The sequence below is a fragment of the Streptococcus hyovaginalis DSM 12219 genome, from assembly GCF_000420785.1.
Lineage (GTDB): Bacteria > Bacillota > Bacilli > Lactobacillales > Streptococcaceae > Streptococcus > Streptococcus hyovaginalis.
Window position 1 is genome coordinate 4,675 of record NZ_ATVP01000015.1, and the last position, 12,690, is coordinate 17,364.

The 12,690-nt window shown below is 37.3% G+C and carries 22 protein-coding genes; 4 read left to right on the top strand and 18 right to left on the bottom strand.

The genetic code is table 11. The features are described from left to right. Window positions 1-475 precede the first annotated feature (475 nt). From G574_RS0109245 to G574_RS0109330, 18 genes are all read right to left on the bottom strand, one after another. Window positions 476-928, bottom strand: a complete 453-nt coding sequence (locus G574_RS0109245) for a type II toxin-antitoxin system HicB family antitoxin (RefSeq protein ID WP_017768778.1) — start codon at window positions 926-928, stop codon at window positions 476-478. 38 nt (window positions 929-966) lie between these two features. Next, window positions 967-1,149 (bottom strand): type II toxin-antitoxin system HicA family toxin, encoded by a 183-nt coding sequence (locus G574_RS0109250; RefSeq protein WP_015647112.1) that lies wholly within the window; start codon window positions 1,147-1,149, stop codon window positions 967-969. Between the two features lie 188 nt (window positions 1,150-1,337). After that, window positions 1,338-1,721: a DUF1492 domain-containing protein gene (locus G574_RS0109255; protein ID WP_017768777.1), complete on the bottom strand. Its 384-nt coding sequence runs from the start codon at window positions 1,719-1,721 to the stop codon at window positions 1,338-1,340. A 114-nt stretch (window positions 1,722-1,835) separates the two neighbouring features. Then, entirely contained in the window at window positions 1,836-2,336 is a 501-nt protein-coding gene (locus G574_RS0109260) for a hypothetical protein (protein WP_029691951.1), read from the bottom strand. Window positions 2,337-2,405: 69 nt separating this feature from the next. Beyond that, window positions 2,406-2,687, bottom strand: coding sequence for a hypothetical protein (locus tag G574_RS0109265; RefSeq protein ID WP_029691952.1), 282 nt, complete (start codon window positions 2,685-2,687; stop codon window positions 2,406-2,408). Between the two features lie 334 nt (window positions 2,688-3,021). Then, window positions 3,022-4,482 (bottom strand): DNA primase family protein, encoded by a 1,461-nt coding sequence (locus G574_RS0109270; protein ID WP_029691953.1) that lies wholly within the window; start codon window positions 4,480-4,482, stop codon window positions 3,022-3,024. Window positions 4,483-4,541: 59 nt separating this feature from the next. Beyond that, on the bottom strand, window positions 4,542-5,405 hold the full coding sequence (locus G574_RS0109275; protein WP_017768773.1) for a primase alpha helix C-terminal domain-containing protein: 864 nt from the start codon (window positions 5,403-5,405) through the stop codon (window positions 4,542-4,544). Continuing rightward, window positions 5,402-5,674, bottom strand: a complete 273-nt coding sequence (locus tag G574_RS0109280; RefSeq protein ID WP_017768772.1) for a MerR family transcriptional regulator — start codon at window positions 5,672-5,674, stop codon at window positions 5,402-5,404. The genes G574_RS0109275 and G574_RS0109280 overlap by 4 nt, the downstream gene beginning before the upstream one ends. Continuing rightward, entirely contained in the window at window positions 5,667-6,017 is a 351-nt protein-coding gene (locus G574_RS0109285) for a helix-turn-helix domain-containing protein (protein ID WP_017768771.1), read from the bottom strand. The genes G574_RS0109280 and G574_RS0109285 overlap by 8 nt, the downstream gene beginning before the upstream one ends. Then, window positions 6,014-6,292: a hypothetical protein gene (locus G574_RS10975; RefSeq protein WP_017768770.1), complete on the bottom strand. Its 279-nt coding sequence runs from the start codon at window positions 6,290-6,292 to the stop codon at window positions 6,014-6,016. The genes G574_RS0109285 and G574_RS10975 overlap by 4 nt, the downstream gene beginning before the upstream one ends. Before the next feature lie 10 nt (window positions 6,293-6,302). Then, the gene (locus G574_RS0109295) at window positions 6,303-6,509 is read right to left on the bottom strand and encodes a hypothetical protein (protein ID WP_017768769.1); all 207 of its coding nucleotides are present in this window, start codon (window positions 6,507-6,509) and stop codon (window positions 6,303-6,305) included. A gap of 3 nt (window positions 6,510-6,512) precedes the next feature. Beyond that, the gene (locus G574_RS0109300) at window positions 6,513-6,710 is read right to left on the bottom strand and encodes a hypothetical protein (protein WP_029691955.1); all 198 of its coding nucleotides are present in this window, start codon (window positions 6,708-6,710) and stop codon (window positions 6,513-6,515) included. Window positions 6,711-6,715: 5 nt separating this feature from the next. Further along, a complete protein-coding gene (locus tag G574_RS10980; RefSeq protein ID WP_017768767.1) occupies window positions 6,716-6,901 on the bottom strand; it encodes a hypothetical protein in 186 nt (61 codons plus the stop codon). Continuing rightward, window positions 6,894-7,259: a hypothetical protein gene (locus G574_RS0109310; protein ID WP_245540411.1), complete on the bottom strand. Its 366-nt coding sequence runs from the start codon at window positions 7,257-7,259 to the stop codon at window positions 6,894-6,896. The genes G574_RS10980 and G574_RS0109310 overlap by 8 nt, the downstream gene beginning before the upstream one ends. A 209-nt stretch (window positions 7,260-7,468) precedes the next feature. Then, on the bottom strand, window positions 7,469-7,678 hold the full coding sequence (locus G574_RS0109315) for a hypothetical protein (RefSeq protein WP_017768765.1): 210 nt from the start codon (window positions 7,676-7,678) through the stop codon (window positions 7,469-7,471). Window positions 7,679-7,691: 13 nt separating this feature from the next. Next, window positions 7,692-8,297, bottom strand: coding sequence for a BRO-N domain-containing protein (locus tag G574_RS0109320; protein WP_017768764.1), 606 nt, complete (start codon window positions 8,295-8,297; stop codon window positions 7,692-7,694). Window positions 8,298-8,307: 10 nt separating this feature from the next. Continuing rightward, window positions 8,308-9,090 carry a BRO family protein gene (locus tag G574_RS10985; RefSeq protein WP_017768763.1) on the bottom strand — a complete coding sequence of 261 codons (783 nt, stop codon included), beginning with the start codon at window positions 9,088-9,090 and terminating at the stop codon, window positions 8,308-8,310. A gap of 46 nt (window positions 9,091-9,136) precedes the next feature. After that, complete coding sequence (locus tag G574_RS0109330; RefSeq protein WP_029691956.1) at window positions 9,137-9,325, bottom strand: hypothetical protein; 189 nt, start codon at window positions 9,323-9,325, stop codon at window positions 9,137-9,139. A gap of 180 nt (window positions 9,326-9,505) precedes the next feature. On the opposite strand from G574_RS0109330, the gene G574_RS11695 reads away from it, so the two are divergent. The 4 genes from G574_RS11695 (at window position 9,506) to G574_RS0109350 (ending at window position 12,690) form a co-directional block, all read left to right on the top strand. Continuing rightward, entirely contained in the window at window positions 9,506-10,090 is a 585-nt protein-coding gene (locus G574_RS11695) for a helix-turn-helix domain-containing protein (RefSeq protein ID WP_211209684.1), read from the top strand. Between the two features lie 428 nt (window positions 10,091-10,518). Further along, window positions 10,519-11,664, top strand: coding sequence for a tyrosine-type recombinase/integrase (locus tag G574_RS0109340; RefSeq protein ID WP_029691958.1), 1,146 nt, complete (start codon window positions 10,519-10,521; stop codon window positions 11,662-11,664). A 95-nt stretch (window positions 11,665-11,759) separates the two neighbouring features. Beyond that, window positions 11,760-11,996: a DUF2829 domain-containing protein gene (locus tag G574_RS0109345; protein WP_029691960.1), complete on the top strand. Its 237-nt coding sequence runs from the start codon at window positions 11,760-11,762 to the stop codon at window positions 11,994-11,996. Continuing rightward, window positions 11,989-12,690 carry a 3-oxoacyl-ACP reductase gene (locus G574_RS0109350; protein ID WP_029691961.1) on the top strand — a complete coding sequence of 234 codons (702 nt, stop codon included), beginning with the start codon at window positions 11,989-11,991 and terminating at the stop codon, window positions 12,688-12,690. The genes G574_RS0109345 and G574_RS0109350 overlap by 8 nt, the downstream gene beginning before the upstream one ends.

Below are 12,690 nucleotides of genomic sequence, written 5' to 3' on the forward strand. Positions count from 1 at the left end.
ATTTATATTTTAGAACTCATAGGCTTATTGAAAAGCCTATTAAATCAACGTTTATAGACAGTAAAGGAGAAAATCATGACATTTGAAGACATTTTGGAAAATGTCTAGGAATGGCTTGAAATAGGCGTTTATAGCCTCTGAATTTGTGGACTTTTTGAAAAAAACATAGTCACAAATGACCTTTAATAGTCTCCCAAAGTCCACAAAAAGGGGAGTAAAAAAAGACCTAAAATAGGTCAAAAATTTACGAGTTCAGCAGGCAAGAACTAGCGTAGTCATCAGCTACGCTTTTTTTAGTTATCTTTGCTTATCTGATAGGTTTATTATACCAAAAAGGGAGTGTATGACCTCAGGGGCTAACTCTCCCTAATCGGCTAGACTATGCAAGCCTCCAGCTGTGAATATATTATACCACGGATAGCTGGCACAAGTTAGTTATTTCTCACAACATGCCATTTTTAAAAGTTAGATAGTGTTAAGCATGAATTTTCTTATCAGCAATGGCGTCTGTCAAAGTTTGGGAAAAGTTCAAACCTAGGTCACGCCCTAAAGTATCCGCCCAACGTGGGATAGTTAGAGTTTTCTTTACAGGTTCTTGACTACCTAGATACTCTGCCACGTCAACCATAACCATAGAGATAAAAGACTTACTAGGGTCATAGATAAGCTCTATATCCTCATCATCACGGAAAGGGTTATTATCTGCTAAAGATAGAGTGTTAATAGGGGCAGGAGTGGGAATATCTCGCCCATTCTCAATATAATCAGCTAGATGAATACCTAACCAATCGCTAGCCATTGCCATAGCGTTTGCCATATCTTCGCCTTGAGTTGCTGAATGTTCAAAGTCTGGAAAAGTGACAAAATAAGGGGCGTTAGCTCCGTCTGTATCGTCATAATAAAATAAAGCTGGATAAGTGACAAGCATAGTTTACCTCCAAAATAAAGACAAGCGGGGGACTGTCTTTATAACAGCCCTGCTTGCTTTTTGATACCCCTTTCGGTGTATTTGTTAATTTCACCGTGGGGGATGGTTATAGGTCGCTCGCCTGCTTTTTCAAGTTTAACGTGTGACCCTTTCCCACCTTTGGTCTTTGTCCAACCGTTGGCGGTAAGTAGTTTAACCATTTCTTTTTGTGTCATAGGCATAGCGCTCTTACCTCCTGACAAGATTATTATATCATACGTGTAACACGTATTCAAGTAAAGATTGTTATTTTTAAATCAATTTTTGTGTAAATCAAAAATAGCCCCTAAAATCGTTTCTAAGGGCTTTTAGTCAGTTCATGGTTAATTTATCGGACAAGGGAAAACACGCGCCAAAATAGCGCTAATTTTTAAGTCTCTGACTGTTTTAGTTGATTTTGTAACTGTTCTAAACTCTTAATAGCTTTTCTGCGTATATTTTGTAACTCCCTATCATTCATACCTAATACATCGGCTAGATTTTTAGTTTTTATCCCCTCGATATATTGGGCGTTTAATACATCACGTTGCCTTTTATCTGATAACTGATTGATTAAGTCAGCCATATGTTGTCGTCTAGCTGTGATTTCTCTAATGGCTGTTAGTATTTCAGTTTCTTGGGGTTCTAGTAGTGCTGGCTGTGATTTGAATTGTTCCCTTACCTGTGCTAGCTCGACTTCTAGGCTTTCAATGAATGGCTTTAAGTCTCTAGCGTTTCTTAGTTGCTCATTAATCGTCATATTGATTTCAAACATAATTTAATACCTCGATATGACTATGATTATATCAAAAATAGCGCGTGTTCTTTGCTTCAATTCTGAGAAGTTTCCATACGCTCTTTATTTGTTTATTTTGTAAATGCACCCTGTTTATTTAAGTCCACCCAACCAATAGCTCACCCCTTTATCTAAAAAGCTAGTAAACTTTCTGTAATGTTTCCAGTATGTCTTAGCCCTCATTCTTTTTGGTCTGCTAGGAAAATTGTCATAATCAACGTACCCTTTTTCTGGATAGTAACTGGGGTCTATTTTCCTAGCCTCTTTGAAAGCTAGTTCAAAATAATACTGGCAGTCTGTTTTACTTCGGTTCAAAGTTGCCCTATGCCTATCTTGACAAGTACCGCAAGCAAAGATAAGGCTATTTTTGAATAGTTTTCTACACCTCCTACCACAAATAGGGCAAAGGAAGAAGTAGCGGAGACCTCCATAAGTTCCTGGTATGCTGTCTAGGTTTATCTGTTGGCTATCGTAGTTAACAGTTAGGTTATTAAGGTCAATAGTGATACCTACCCCCTTTAACTTACCAGATATTTTTGATAAGCCTTTTTGTTTCAGTGGTTTGGTTATGCTTTCTATGGTCAATTCAATCATTTTCCCCTCCCGTATTGGCAAAACCCAAATTTATTGATTAAACAACAAAAGAGGCGCGTGCCTCTATGTTCAATCTTTGGCTAGTAGCCCACTGACTGCCATATCTCGGATAAACTGGCTTTCTATCTCTGCTGGTAGCTCTAACAAATCTAGTAACTCACCTAGTGCCTGTTTGTCTGTGTTGGCAATCATTTTCTTTAAGGTGTTTTCGTATTGCTGTTCTAGATAGTCGCAAAATGCTAATCTTTGGGCTTGTGTCGGTGTAACATTCAAAGCCATATAATTTAGGCGGTGTTGCTCAAGTTCTAATCTATCCTTTTCAGCTTGTTCCAGGTAGTGGTTTTCAGTCATTTTTAGTCTCTCTTTCTTGTTTTAAGATAAATTATGTAAACTTTTGCTATTTGTGACCAACTTTAAAAAATCTTGGTCACGTTCAAAAAGCTAGTAGTATCAAGGGTTTAGCTATGGTGTTGACCTTGTGACCGATTTTGAAAAAAATTATTTATATAAAAAAGATGAAATGATTTCCAACTCCTATATATATAAATAAAAAACTTGGTCACATGGTCACATTTTGATGATTTAGAGGTAAAAAGTCAGTATTATCAAGGGTTTCAGCGTGTGACCGTTTTTTAAAATCTTGGTCACATCTTGGTCACACGGTCACAAACTTTGATACTTCTTATTATTCTTGGTTATCTCTGTGTACTCCCTTAGGTACTCCTTGAAGTTTTCGGCTATGCCAACCGCTAGGGTCAAGGATATTATAATCGTCTAATGGCACGCGCCCAGTCTTTAACTTATAAATATCAGCAACTTCTTTATTTAGTACAGCAGTTATTTTTTTTCCAAAGCTGTATAGGTTAGCGTTTTTTATCCCCTCGTCCTCTGTAAATTCTTCTAGCCATTGCTTGATAATGGGTAGTGGTACATGTTGCAACTCATGATAACCGTTAGGGATATAAGTACCAACGACAAAAGAATAATAAAAATCGTTGTCCTCTTTGTACTCATCTAACATGTCTTTAACTGCTTTAGGTTCAATGAATTTATCAAACTCCGCCATATTTAGGATTTGATAGAGTACCCATTCTAAAAGCTCTTTGTTTTTAATAAAATCGTCTTTGATTTCTGGGCGTTCTACTGTGCCATTAAAATCTGCATTAAATGGCACGATACACAAGCGCCTATACCAACCTTGTGACTTGTTGCGACTTCTAGGGATACCATTTCCAGAAAAGATACATAAAAGGCGATAAGTAGCCTCATAGGGCTGTAAATGTTTAGGGTTTACTTGGATAGTATCGCCTGTAACAATACTCATTAGGTCAGAAACACTGTCCAGGTATTTGTCAGAAATATCATCACCAATATTACAAACTTTTCCATTTAGGGCTGAAAGTAAGTGCTGTTCTTGGAATTGGTCTGGCTTTAGATTGCTGATGTTTTCCTTGCCTATCAGATTTTCTAATAGAGCTTGAAATGTCCCTTTTCCGTTGTTCCCATCTCCAGTTAAAATGACCATCTTTTTGCGCGTGCGGTTGGGATTGATAGCCTCGTTCATGACTTGCCAAAGTAGTGTAATAATTTCTTTATCGTCACAAGCAAGAGTACCTAGCCACTTATCAAAATCGAACCAACCGCCTAAAAGGGGCTTTTTAGCCTCTGGATTGTATGTTGTGGTTATCTTTGTTGTGATAATATGCTTAGGGTTAAATGGTTCTAATTGTTTAGTATGTAAGTTAAAAATGCCATTTCTGACTGGTATTAAATAGCTTTCCTGCATAGGGGGCTTGATTTTTGTTTCTGTCCTTAGAAAAATAATCACTTCTTCGGTAAATCGCTTAGATGTCAGCCTGCTATCAAATTTCAGAATTAGCTTATTGACTATATCACGGCTGGCAATATAATACCCTAAATCTAAATGATAGATATATAGCTGGCTACTGTCTGTTAGTTTACTGTACCCAATAAAGGTAAAATAGCAATTTTTGAGTAAAATATTAGCTACCTCAGCAACACTAGGGCGTGGTATTTTGGTTTCTACCTCGCCTTTTCTGTTACCTTTGGTGATTTCCTTTTCCTCTTTGTGTTCATCTCGCCATGTCTCACCTAATGACTGTAACAGTTGGTATAGTTCTTTCATGGTTTTGGGCTTTTTAATCTGTTTAGCATTATCTAATTCCTGTTGTAATTCATTGATATTCACATTCTCGACCTCTTTCTAATTTCAGATTTTACGATACTTTCAAAAGTTCTATCTAATTCCCTTTGTGGGATTGGTTTATTAGTTACGCTATTAGCTATTTGTGCAAGCTCGTAGGCTGTTTCTACGTCACAATCAACCCATTTATTAAGGAGTAGTCCCACAAAGCGCGTGAGTGCCACGTTACGCCCTCCCTCGTTACCAAAACCATGTAATAAGGTATCTATCACGCGCATAGTCATAGATTTTCTTTTAGGTTGTCGGTTATCTGTATAAAGTGGAGCAGTAGCGGGATAATCAGATAATGGCTGACTCGGCACAATATAATCATATCCTCTATTCACAATTACTTGATAATCTGCTGGGTCTCCTGTTGTCACTGGTAATCCTTGTAATTGTGACCATGTAAGGCTTGATGTGTCATAAGGTAAGCCTATTTTTTCGGCTACTTCCGTTACAGTTTTCTTATAGACTGCCTCATTCATCACATTACTAGGCTTAATTACAAGCCTAAAACGCTGTTTTTCGGTTGTGTGCTTAATGGTTGGATAAATGATATAGGAAAAGTCACTGAGTGCCTCAGAAACGATTTTAGGGAGGTCTATGCCTGTTTCGATATCATCATAGTCTAAGAAAATCAAATCACGATAGACAAGGCTAGCATTATTACGCTTATAACTTCCATTGGTATCTGGTTTCACTTTACCACTCAAACAGTAAGGGGCTTGGGTTTGTTTGTATTCTTCAATATTAGCTCCTTTGGGAACTATTTGAGGTTTGAACCGTGCGATATATTCAAAAGGTTCTAACTTATCAAAAGGGTGCAAGGTATTGCTGAAACCTCTAGCCTCGTATATTGTCATTTTTCAGCTCCTAGAAATATTAAAAGGTCGTCAATTTTATAAAAGACTTTGCGCGTGTCCTCGATAGGAGGGGTAAGCCTTTTTAAGCCTGCACGCTCCCAACGTTGCAAAGTTTTATAATCTACATCCAGTTCATCTTTTATCTGTTTGGGAGTGATCAAGCCTGTTATCCGTGGTTTGGGTTTTAGATATTCTTTTAGAAACCCAGATATTAGTGATAATATGCCGCGTTTTAGACTGTTTTCACTCTCTTTGCTTAAACTAAACATTCATATCAGCCCCTTTCAGTAACTCCTTATAGCTATCAAGGTCAGCATTTAACAAAACACTTAGGCGCTTTTGTTCTTCCTGTACTTGATTATAAAAAGCTTTAGCGCCGTCTAATAGCTCAGCCTTATCTGCTGGGATAAAGTAACCACGATTAAAGCCATGCCTTACACCAATGATAGGAATGCCGTAGCGCGTGATTAAACGGCTGATGATACTTTGTACTGTCCTTTCTTCTAACTTTAAAACAAGGGCTATTTCTGCCCCTGTGGTGGGGTTGTCAGCTCCTACCTTGATAAGATTAAGGACACGTCTATAATTCTCTGGTAGCGGTGGTAGTGTCATTCTGTTACCTCCGTTTGCCTGTCTGGGTTAGTAAAGATTATCTGTTTAGATTTAACCCCGTAAATCATGCTATTCAGTAAGGTTGTTTGTCTCTTAAGTACTCCTAAAACTGCCTCTTTGCTTTCCTCGTCTGTGATAATCTCATTCAGCAAGTTCTTAACCAGGTTTAAGTTATTTACTTCACGCTGACAACTTCCTAAAAATATCTTTTCAGTAAAATAAGGCTTATCTGGTGCATTTTCTGGGTTTGGGTAAATGTCTATTGTGTATGTCATGTAATGCCTCCTAGTTGTAACGTTTACCTGCAAGCTGAATATAACGCCCATAGCGCTCTTCTACGTGGTCTGTGGTGTTTTCCTCTACTTCATCAATTTGTGGGCTAATATCAAGCTCTATATAGCTCTCATAACGCCATAGCAATACGAGAATAACCAAACATACGATAATCAAGATAATACTTTGTGTTGGTGTTAGGTTTAGTTCATTTTGCATATCTTACCTCGCTTGATAGTTGTCAATATAGTTTTGTTGCTGGTCAGAGGTCATAGATAAATAAACACTAACTTCTTCGCGTGTCACTTTTTTATCTACAAAATCACTGAGCATTTGAAATAAATTAGGTGAGTCTTCTTTTACCTCTGCTAGAAGTTCATCAAATTCTTGTTGTGTCATGTCGTCTAAATTCATTGCCATACTCCTTAAAAAAAGTTATCTGCTAATTCTGTGTGTTCTGAAACAAGGTGCTTTAGCCTATTGGTTGCTACTTCTACAAGAGCTGTTGCTTTGTCTTGGTCAATATCACTAATAGCTATATCTAAGGTGCTGATAACATTTTCCAGCTCTGCACATAGAAATTCATAGTTACTTAAAATCTTATCATTCATGTTGTCTAATAGCCTCCAATTCTTTATCATCATCACAATTTATCAACTTACAAGCAATTAAATCTAGGTCTTGATATAGCTGTTCAGTCATTTCAAAAATAACGCTAAATGCTTGTTTTGTTTGATGATGTAAAATAGTGCTATCTGCTCCAGCATTATCAGCAAGCAATAAAGCGTTAATCAATTGCTTAATAATTTCAATACGTGGGAGTAATTCATCAATTTGGTTTCCCTGTTGCTTAATGTTTCGTGTGCTTAATGCCATATTTTGATACCTCGTTATCATATTTTTCTGTGTAATTGCCTCATGCTCTCGATCGCCAACTTGTAAGCATAGGCTGTAATAGGTTCTTTTCAAATTGGTTTCTTGCGTTATGTCATTTTTAAGAGTTATGTCTCTCCGTATGGTCAAGATACCTAAATCATGCTATAATTTAAGTATCAATAAATTACTAAAATCCCTTTAATAACGGCTTGCCTGCTGTTATTGGATTTAGTTTAATTGTGTGAAAAGGCTTGGAAGTTTGGTCGCTGTCAAAGCCTTTTTTGTTGCTCTCACGCGCCATTCTAGTGGTGCGTTTTTTCTTTGCCTTCAGAACGTTCATTGTGTTCGATATACAAATGGTTCAAGTCTCGAACTGCTAGCTCTAACATGATCCGAGTTGATGGCTCAACCTCGGCTAAGTCATCTAAATCATCAGCAACTATATCTAACGCTGATATTATTGTTAGTAAATTAGCGACTAACGTTTGATATTCTAACTTCTCTTTATTCACGATTCACTCCTTTTTATTGTCTGCTGTATATGGTATCTGCAATGCTGAAATCAAGCCCAAACTTATCTCTCATCACCATAAGTTCAACGGTATCATCTAGGATTTCTTCACGGTCTTTTAGCATTGATTCGGTCATATCTGACTTACCGACCATCTTAGAAAAACCGTATTTATTTGATACTGCCTTATTAGCAATAGTATTAGCCTTGATAAGGTCACGTTTAGAAACTGATTTTAAACCTGTTTCTAACTTTGCCATAGCTTGTTTTTGGTGCTCCTTATCCAACATCCTGAATACTTGGAAACCTTCAAGCCCTGTCACTTGGCGTAGTTGCTTAATCGTTTCAAATACCCACTTTTTAAACTGCTTAGCTTCCTTTTTGCGACTTGAAAAAATAGCTTCGTAGATACCGAACTCGTTAACAATAAGAGTTTCTTGCGTTCTGCCCATTCTATCTTTTATGCCCACCCTTGAAAGGTGGTCATCTTCTAAACGCGACCGAACTTTATCAGTCCTTAAATTTAAAGCGCGTGTAATATCAGACAACACCGCCCACCATTCGCCATTATGTTCTATAAAACGGATACTGTTGCCGTTCCAGTTTTCTACTTTTTGCATAATTGACCTCCTATTGCCCTGTTAACTGGTGCCATTTCTCACTGCTTGCGTCTTCATGGCTCAAAGTCAGAATGATACGATTGATAACTACCATGCCTTTATTGATGTCACTGATATTATCTAGTTTCTGTAAGTCAGCAAGTTTCCCCTTGATATAAGACAAGTCATCTATTACTGGCGCTGGTGTCGGTTCTACCAACTCGCCTGCCATGTAATATCCTTTTTGACGGATTTCTTTTAGAATTTCCTTAACAGCTTTCTTAAACTCTTTGGCTAGCGGTTTGCGTGATTGGAAAAGCACTTCATATAGTCCTTGCTCAGTTAAAAACCAAACTTTTGTACCGTTGTTGATTAGGGTATGACTATTAGGGATACCCTTGATTTTTTCATCCTCATCAACCATAGCGAGCATTTTAGCTGTGTTGTATTTTCCTTGTGCTGTCTTTTGGTAGTCAATCATTTCAGCAATATCTCTGGCCATAAACAAAGGATTTTCAAAATCTCCATAAATGTCTAATCTCAAACCATTAAAGTTATCTGTACGGATTACTTCTAAATAATGGTCTTGATCGTTTGTCTCTTCAAAAATACTTACTTGTGTTGCCATAGTTTCTTTCACCTCTCTATAAAGCTTGTTCAGTTTCCTTCTACTAACTTGGTTAGGTTTGTGTTTGCCACGCGCCCACTTGCCAACGGTTCGTGGGTCGGTGCCCAAACGTTGCCCAATCTCTACCAAGTTCAAGTTATAGGAAGTTCTCAGCTCGTCTATGACTTTGCTATAATTCCTTTTCATACTTTCTTGCCGTCCATGTAAACAATGTTCATTGTGCGCCTCCTTTTTAATAATCTTTTGCTAGCCATTCCATAACAGAACTATAAATCCGTTTGGGGGCTTTATAATTTCCTGCTAGTATTTTAGGTACTGTGCGACTAGCTACCCCTATCTCTTTAGCGAACTCGTATTGTTTTAATTGTTTATCTGCAATTTTTCTTCGAATTGCTTTAGCTTGGGTTTCTGTAATAATCATGTCCTCACTCTCCTTTTTCTGTTGCTATTTTTGTTCTTTTTTTGAGAACAGATTCATTTTACATTCTCTTTTGGAGAATGTCAATAGATTTTGTTCTTTTTTTGAGAATTTTTTTGCTTGTTATTCTATTTTTGTGTTATACTTATTTTGAAAAAATTTATTTCCTTTAAGGAGAACAATATGGCAAATAGGATGAATAGATTAAAAGAGCTACGGAAAAGAGACGGAATTTCATTAAAAAAACTTAGTGGTGAATTGAAAAAACAATATAAAATAATAGTTTCAAGTAGTCAGCTTATGTATTATGAAAAAGGAGAAAGACAACCAAGAAACAAGGAACTTTGGGGAAAACTTGCCGATTTTTTTAAAGTTTCTGAAAGCTACTTATTAGGGTATAGTTCTGAACCTAATGTTAACTTCTCCCCTGTAAAAGAGTTGAAAGATGACAATGACAAAGTTCAAAAGGGTAAAAAAATCTTTCAAGACTATAAAGGGGAGGAGGCTGTTAAAAAATTTGAGAATGATGTTTTATTGTGGTACACGGAAAAATATAGTGATATAGATGATGAAAACCCGACACCATCATTTTTTGCTGATAATTTCAAAAATCAAGTTTATTTTACACTTGCTGAAAGTCAAACATTCAACAATTACATATCTTTACTCCTAACTGATTTCTTTTCCTTGCCCTATAATGATTGGGATAGGATAGCTCTCATGATTGCTGGTTATTCTGAAAAATTAAATAAAACTGATGAAGATTAAGCAATAAAAACTCATGTATAAATACCTAACCAAACCACGCGCCTATATAGGCTTTTATGCTCACATTTGCCAACATTCCAAAATCTGAAAGATAGGTTTTTCTAGGTTTTCTTTCAAGTTATTTCAAGTTTTCTACGTGCTACACCTTAAAAGATGTCAATTTTTGTCTAGTTTTGTAAATACGCCTTTCAACAAAATCAGTATTTTTTAGTAAAATGCGCGTGATACAAAATTATCTCACCCTTACCATTTCATAAAGGCGCTTAAATGCTCTGTATAGCGTTTTAACCTCAATCAATATAAATGACTATCTACCCAAAATAAACGAAAATAGGGGCGTTCTCGTAAGCCTCAGCATGATATAAACCTAATACTTCAAAATCTTTTTAATAACGGCTTGCCTGCTGATGTTTAGAAAGGTTTTTATCATGAAAATCAAACCAATTACAAAGAAAAACGGTGCGATTGTGTACCGTGCTAATGTTTATTTAGGTACTGACCAAGTAACGGGTAAGAAAGCTAAAACAAGCGTAACAGGTAGGACAAGAAAAGAGGTTAAGCAAAAAGCAAAGCACGCGCAAGATGAATTCATTTCTAATGGCTACACTGTTACTAAAGTTGTGCCGATAAAGAATTATCAAGAATTGGCTGAGTTATGGCTAGAAAGCTACCAACTTACTGTAAAGCCTCAAACATTCATAGCAACTAAGAGAATGCTCTATAATCACTTAATACCAGTCTTTGGCGCTTTGAAATTAAATAAGCTATCTGTTAGCTATATTCAAGGCTTTATCAATGATTTATCTGCTGAGTTGGTACATTATAGCGTTGTCCACTCTATCAATAGGCGTGTCTTACAATATGGGGTATCTCTCCAGTTATTGCCATTCAATCCTGCGCGTGATGTCATGTTGCCTAAAGTACCAAAAAAAGAAAATAAGGCTATTAAGTTCATAGCTCCAGAAGATTTAAAAGCGTTAATGGCTTATATGGAAAAGCTAGCCAATAAGAAATTCAGTTATTTCTTTGATTATGTCTTATACAGCGTTTTACTTGCTACTGGTTGCCGATTTGGGGAAGTAGTAGCCCTAGAATGGTCTGATATTGACCTAGAGAATGGAACTATCAGCATAACTAAGAATTACAGCAGGTTACTAAAGTTAATTGGTACGCCAAAAAGTAAAGCAGGGGTAAGGGTCATAAGCATAGACAAGAAAACAATCAATCTGCTACGACTTTACAAGAATAGGCAACGACAAATATTTATAGAGACTGGGGCGCGTGTTTCTGCTGTGGTGTTTGCGACACCCACAAAGGAATATCAAAACATGGCGACTAGGCAAGAAAGTCTAGATAGGCGCATTACTGAAATTGGTATCCCTCGCTTTACCTTTCACGCTTTCCGTCACACTCACGCTAGTTTATTGCTAAATGCTGGTATCAGCTATAAAGAATTACAATACCGCCTAGGTCATGCAACCTTAGCCATGACCATGGATATTTACAGTCACCTTTCAATGGACAAAGAAAAAGAGGCAGTTTCTTATTACGAAAAAGCCATAAATTCTTTATAAGTCCACAAAAAGGTGAACAAATTTATATTTTAGAACTCATAGGCTTATTGAAAAGCCTATTAAATCAACGTTTATAGACAGTAAAGGAGAAAATCATGACATTTGAAGACATTTTACCGGGCCTCAAGGCCAAGAAAAAATATGTTCGCACAGGTTGGGGAGGTACCGAAAATTATGTTCAACTCTTTGATATTATCGAGGTGGATGGCGTTAAGCTCGAGGCGACGCCCTATTTTTTGATTAATGTGACGGGTGACGGTGAAGGCTTCAGTATGTGGAGCCCAACGCCTTGCGATGTTTTAGCAGAAGACTGGGTTGAAGTGAATGACTAAAACGGTCTTAGTCACAGGAGCAGCATCTGGGATTGGTTTAGCGCAAGTACAGCTATTTTTAGAAAAAGGCTATGTAGTTTATGGTGTCGACAAGTCGTCAAGTCCAGACGTGTCTCATACTAACTTCACATTTTTTCAGTTGGATCTGAAAGAGAACTTAGGTTCGCCTTATAATCAGGTACCTCAGGTAGATATTTTATGCAATACTGCTGGTATTTTGGATGACTACAAGCCTTTGTTAGCTATTTCCGAAGACGATTTTCAAAGCGTTATGGAGACCAATTTTTTTGCAACCGTGAAACTCACGCGACATTATCTGGAAAAGATGGTGGCTAATAAATCTGGAATTATTATTACCATGTGTTCCATTGCCAGTTTTTTAGCTGGTGGTGGTGGTGCTGCCTATACGTCATCCAAACATGCTTTGGCAGGGTTTACCCGCCAGTTAGCTCTTGATTATGCTAAAGATGGCATTCAAGTCTTTGGTATCGCACCTGGCGCTGTTAAAACAGGTATGACGGCTGCTGATTTTGAACCGGGAGGATTGGCGGATTGGGTAGCAGACCAGACACCGATTGGTCGCTGGACTCAACCTGAGGAAGTTGCAGAGTTAACTCTCATGTTGGCTTCTGGAAAACTTTCTTCTATGCAAGGTGAGATTGTCAAAATTGACGGTGGTTGGAGTTTGAAATAG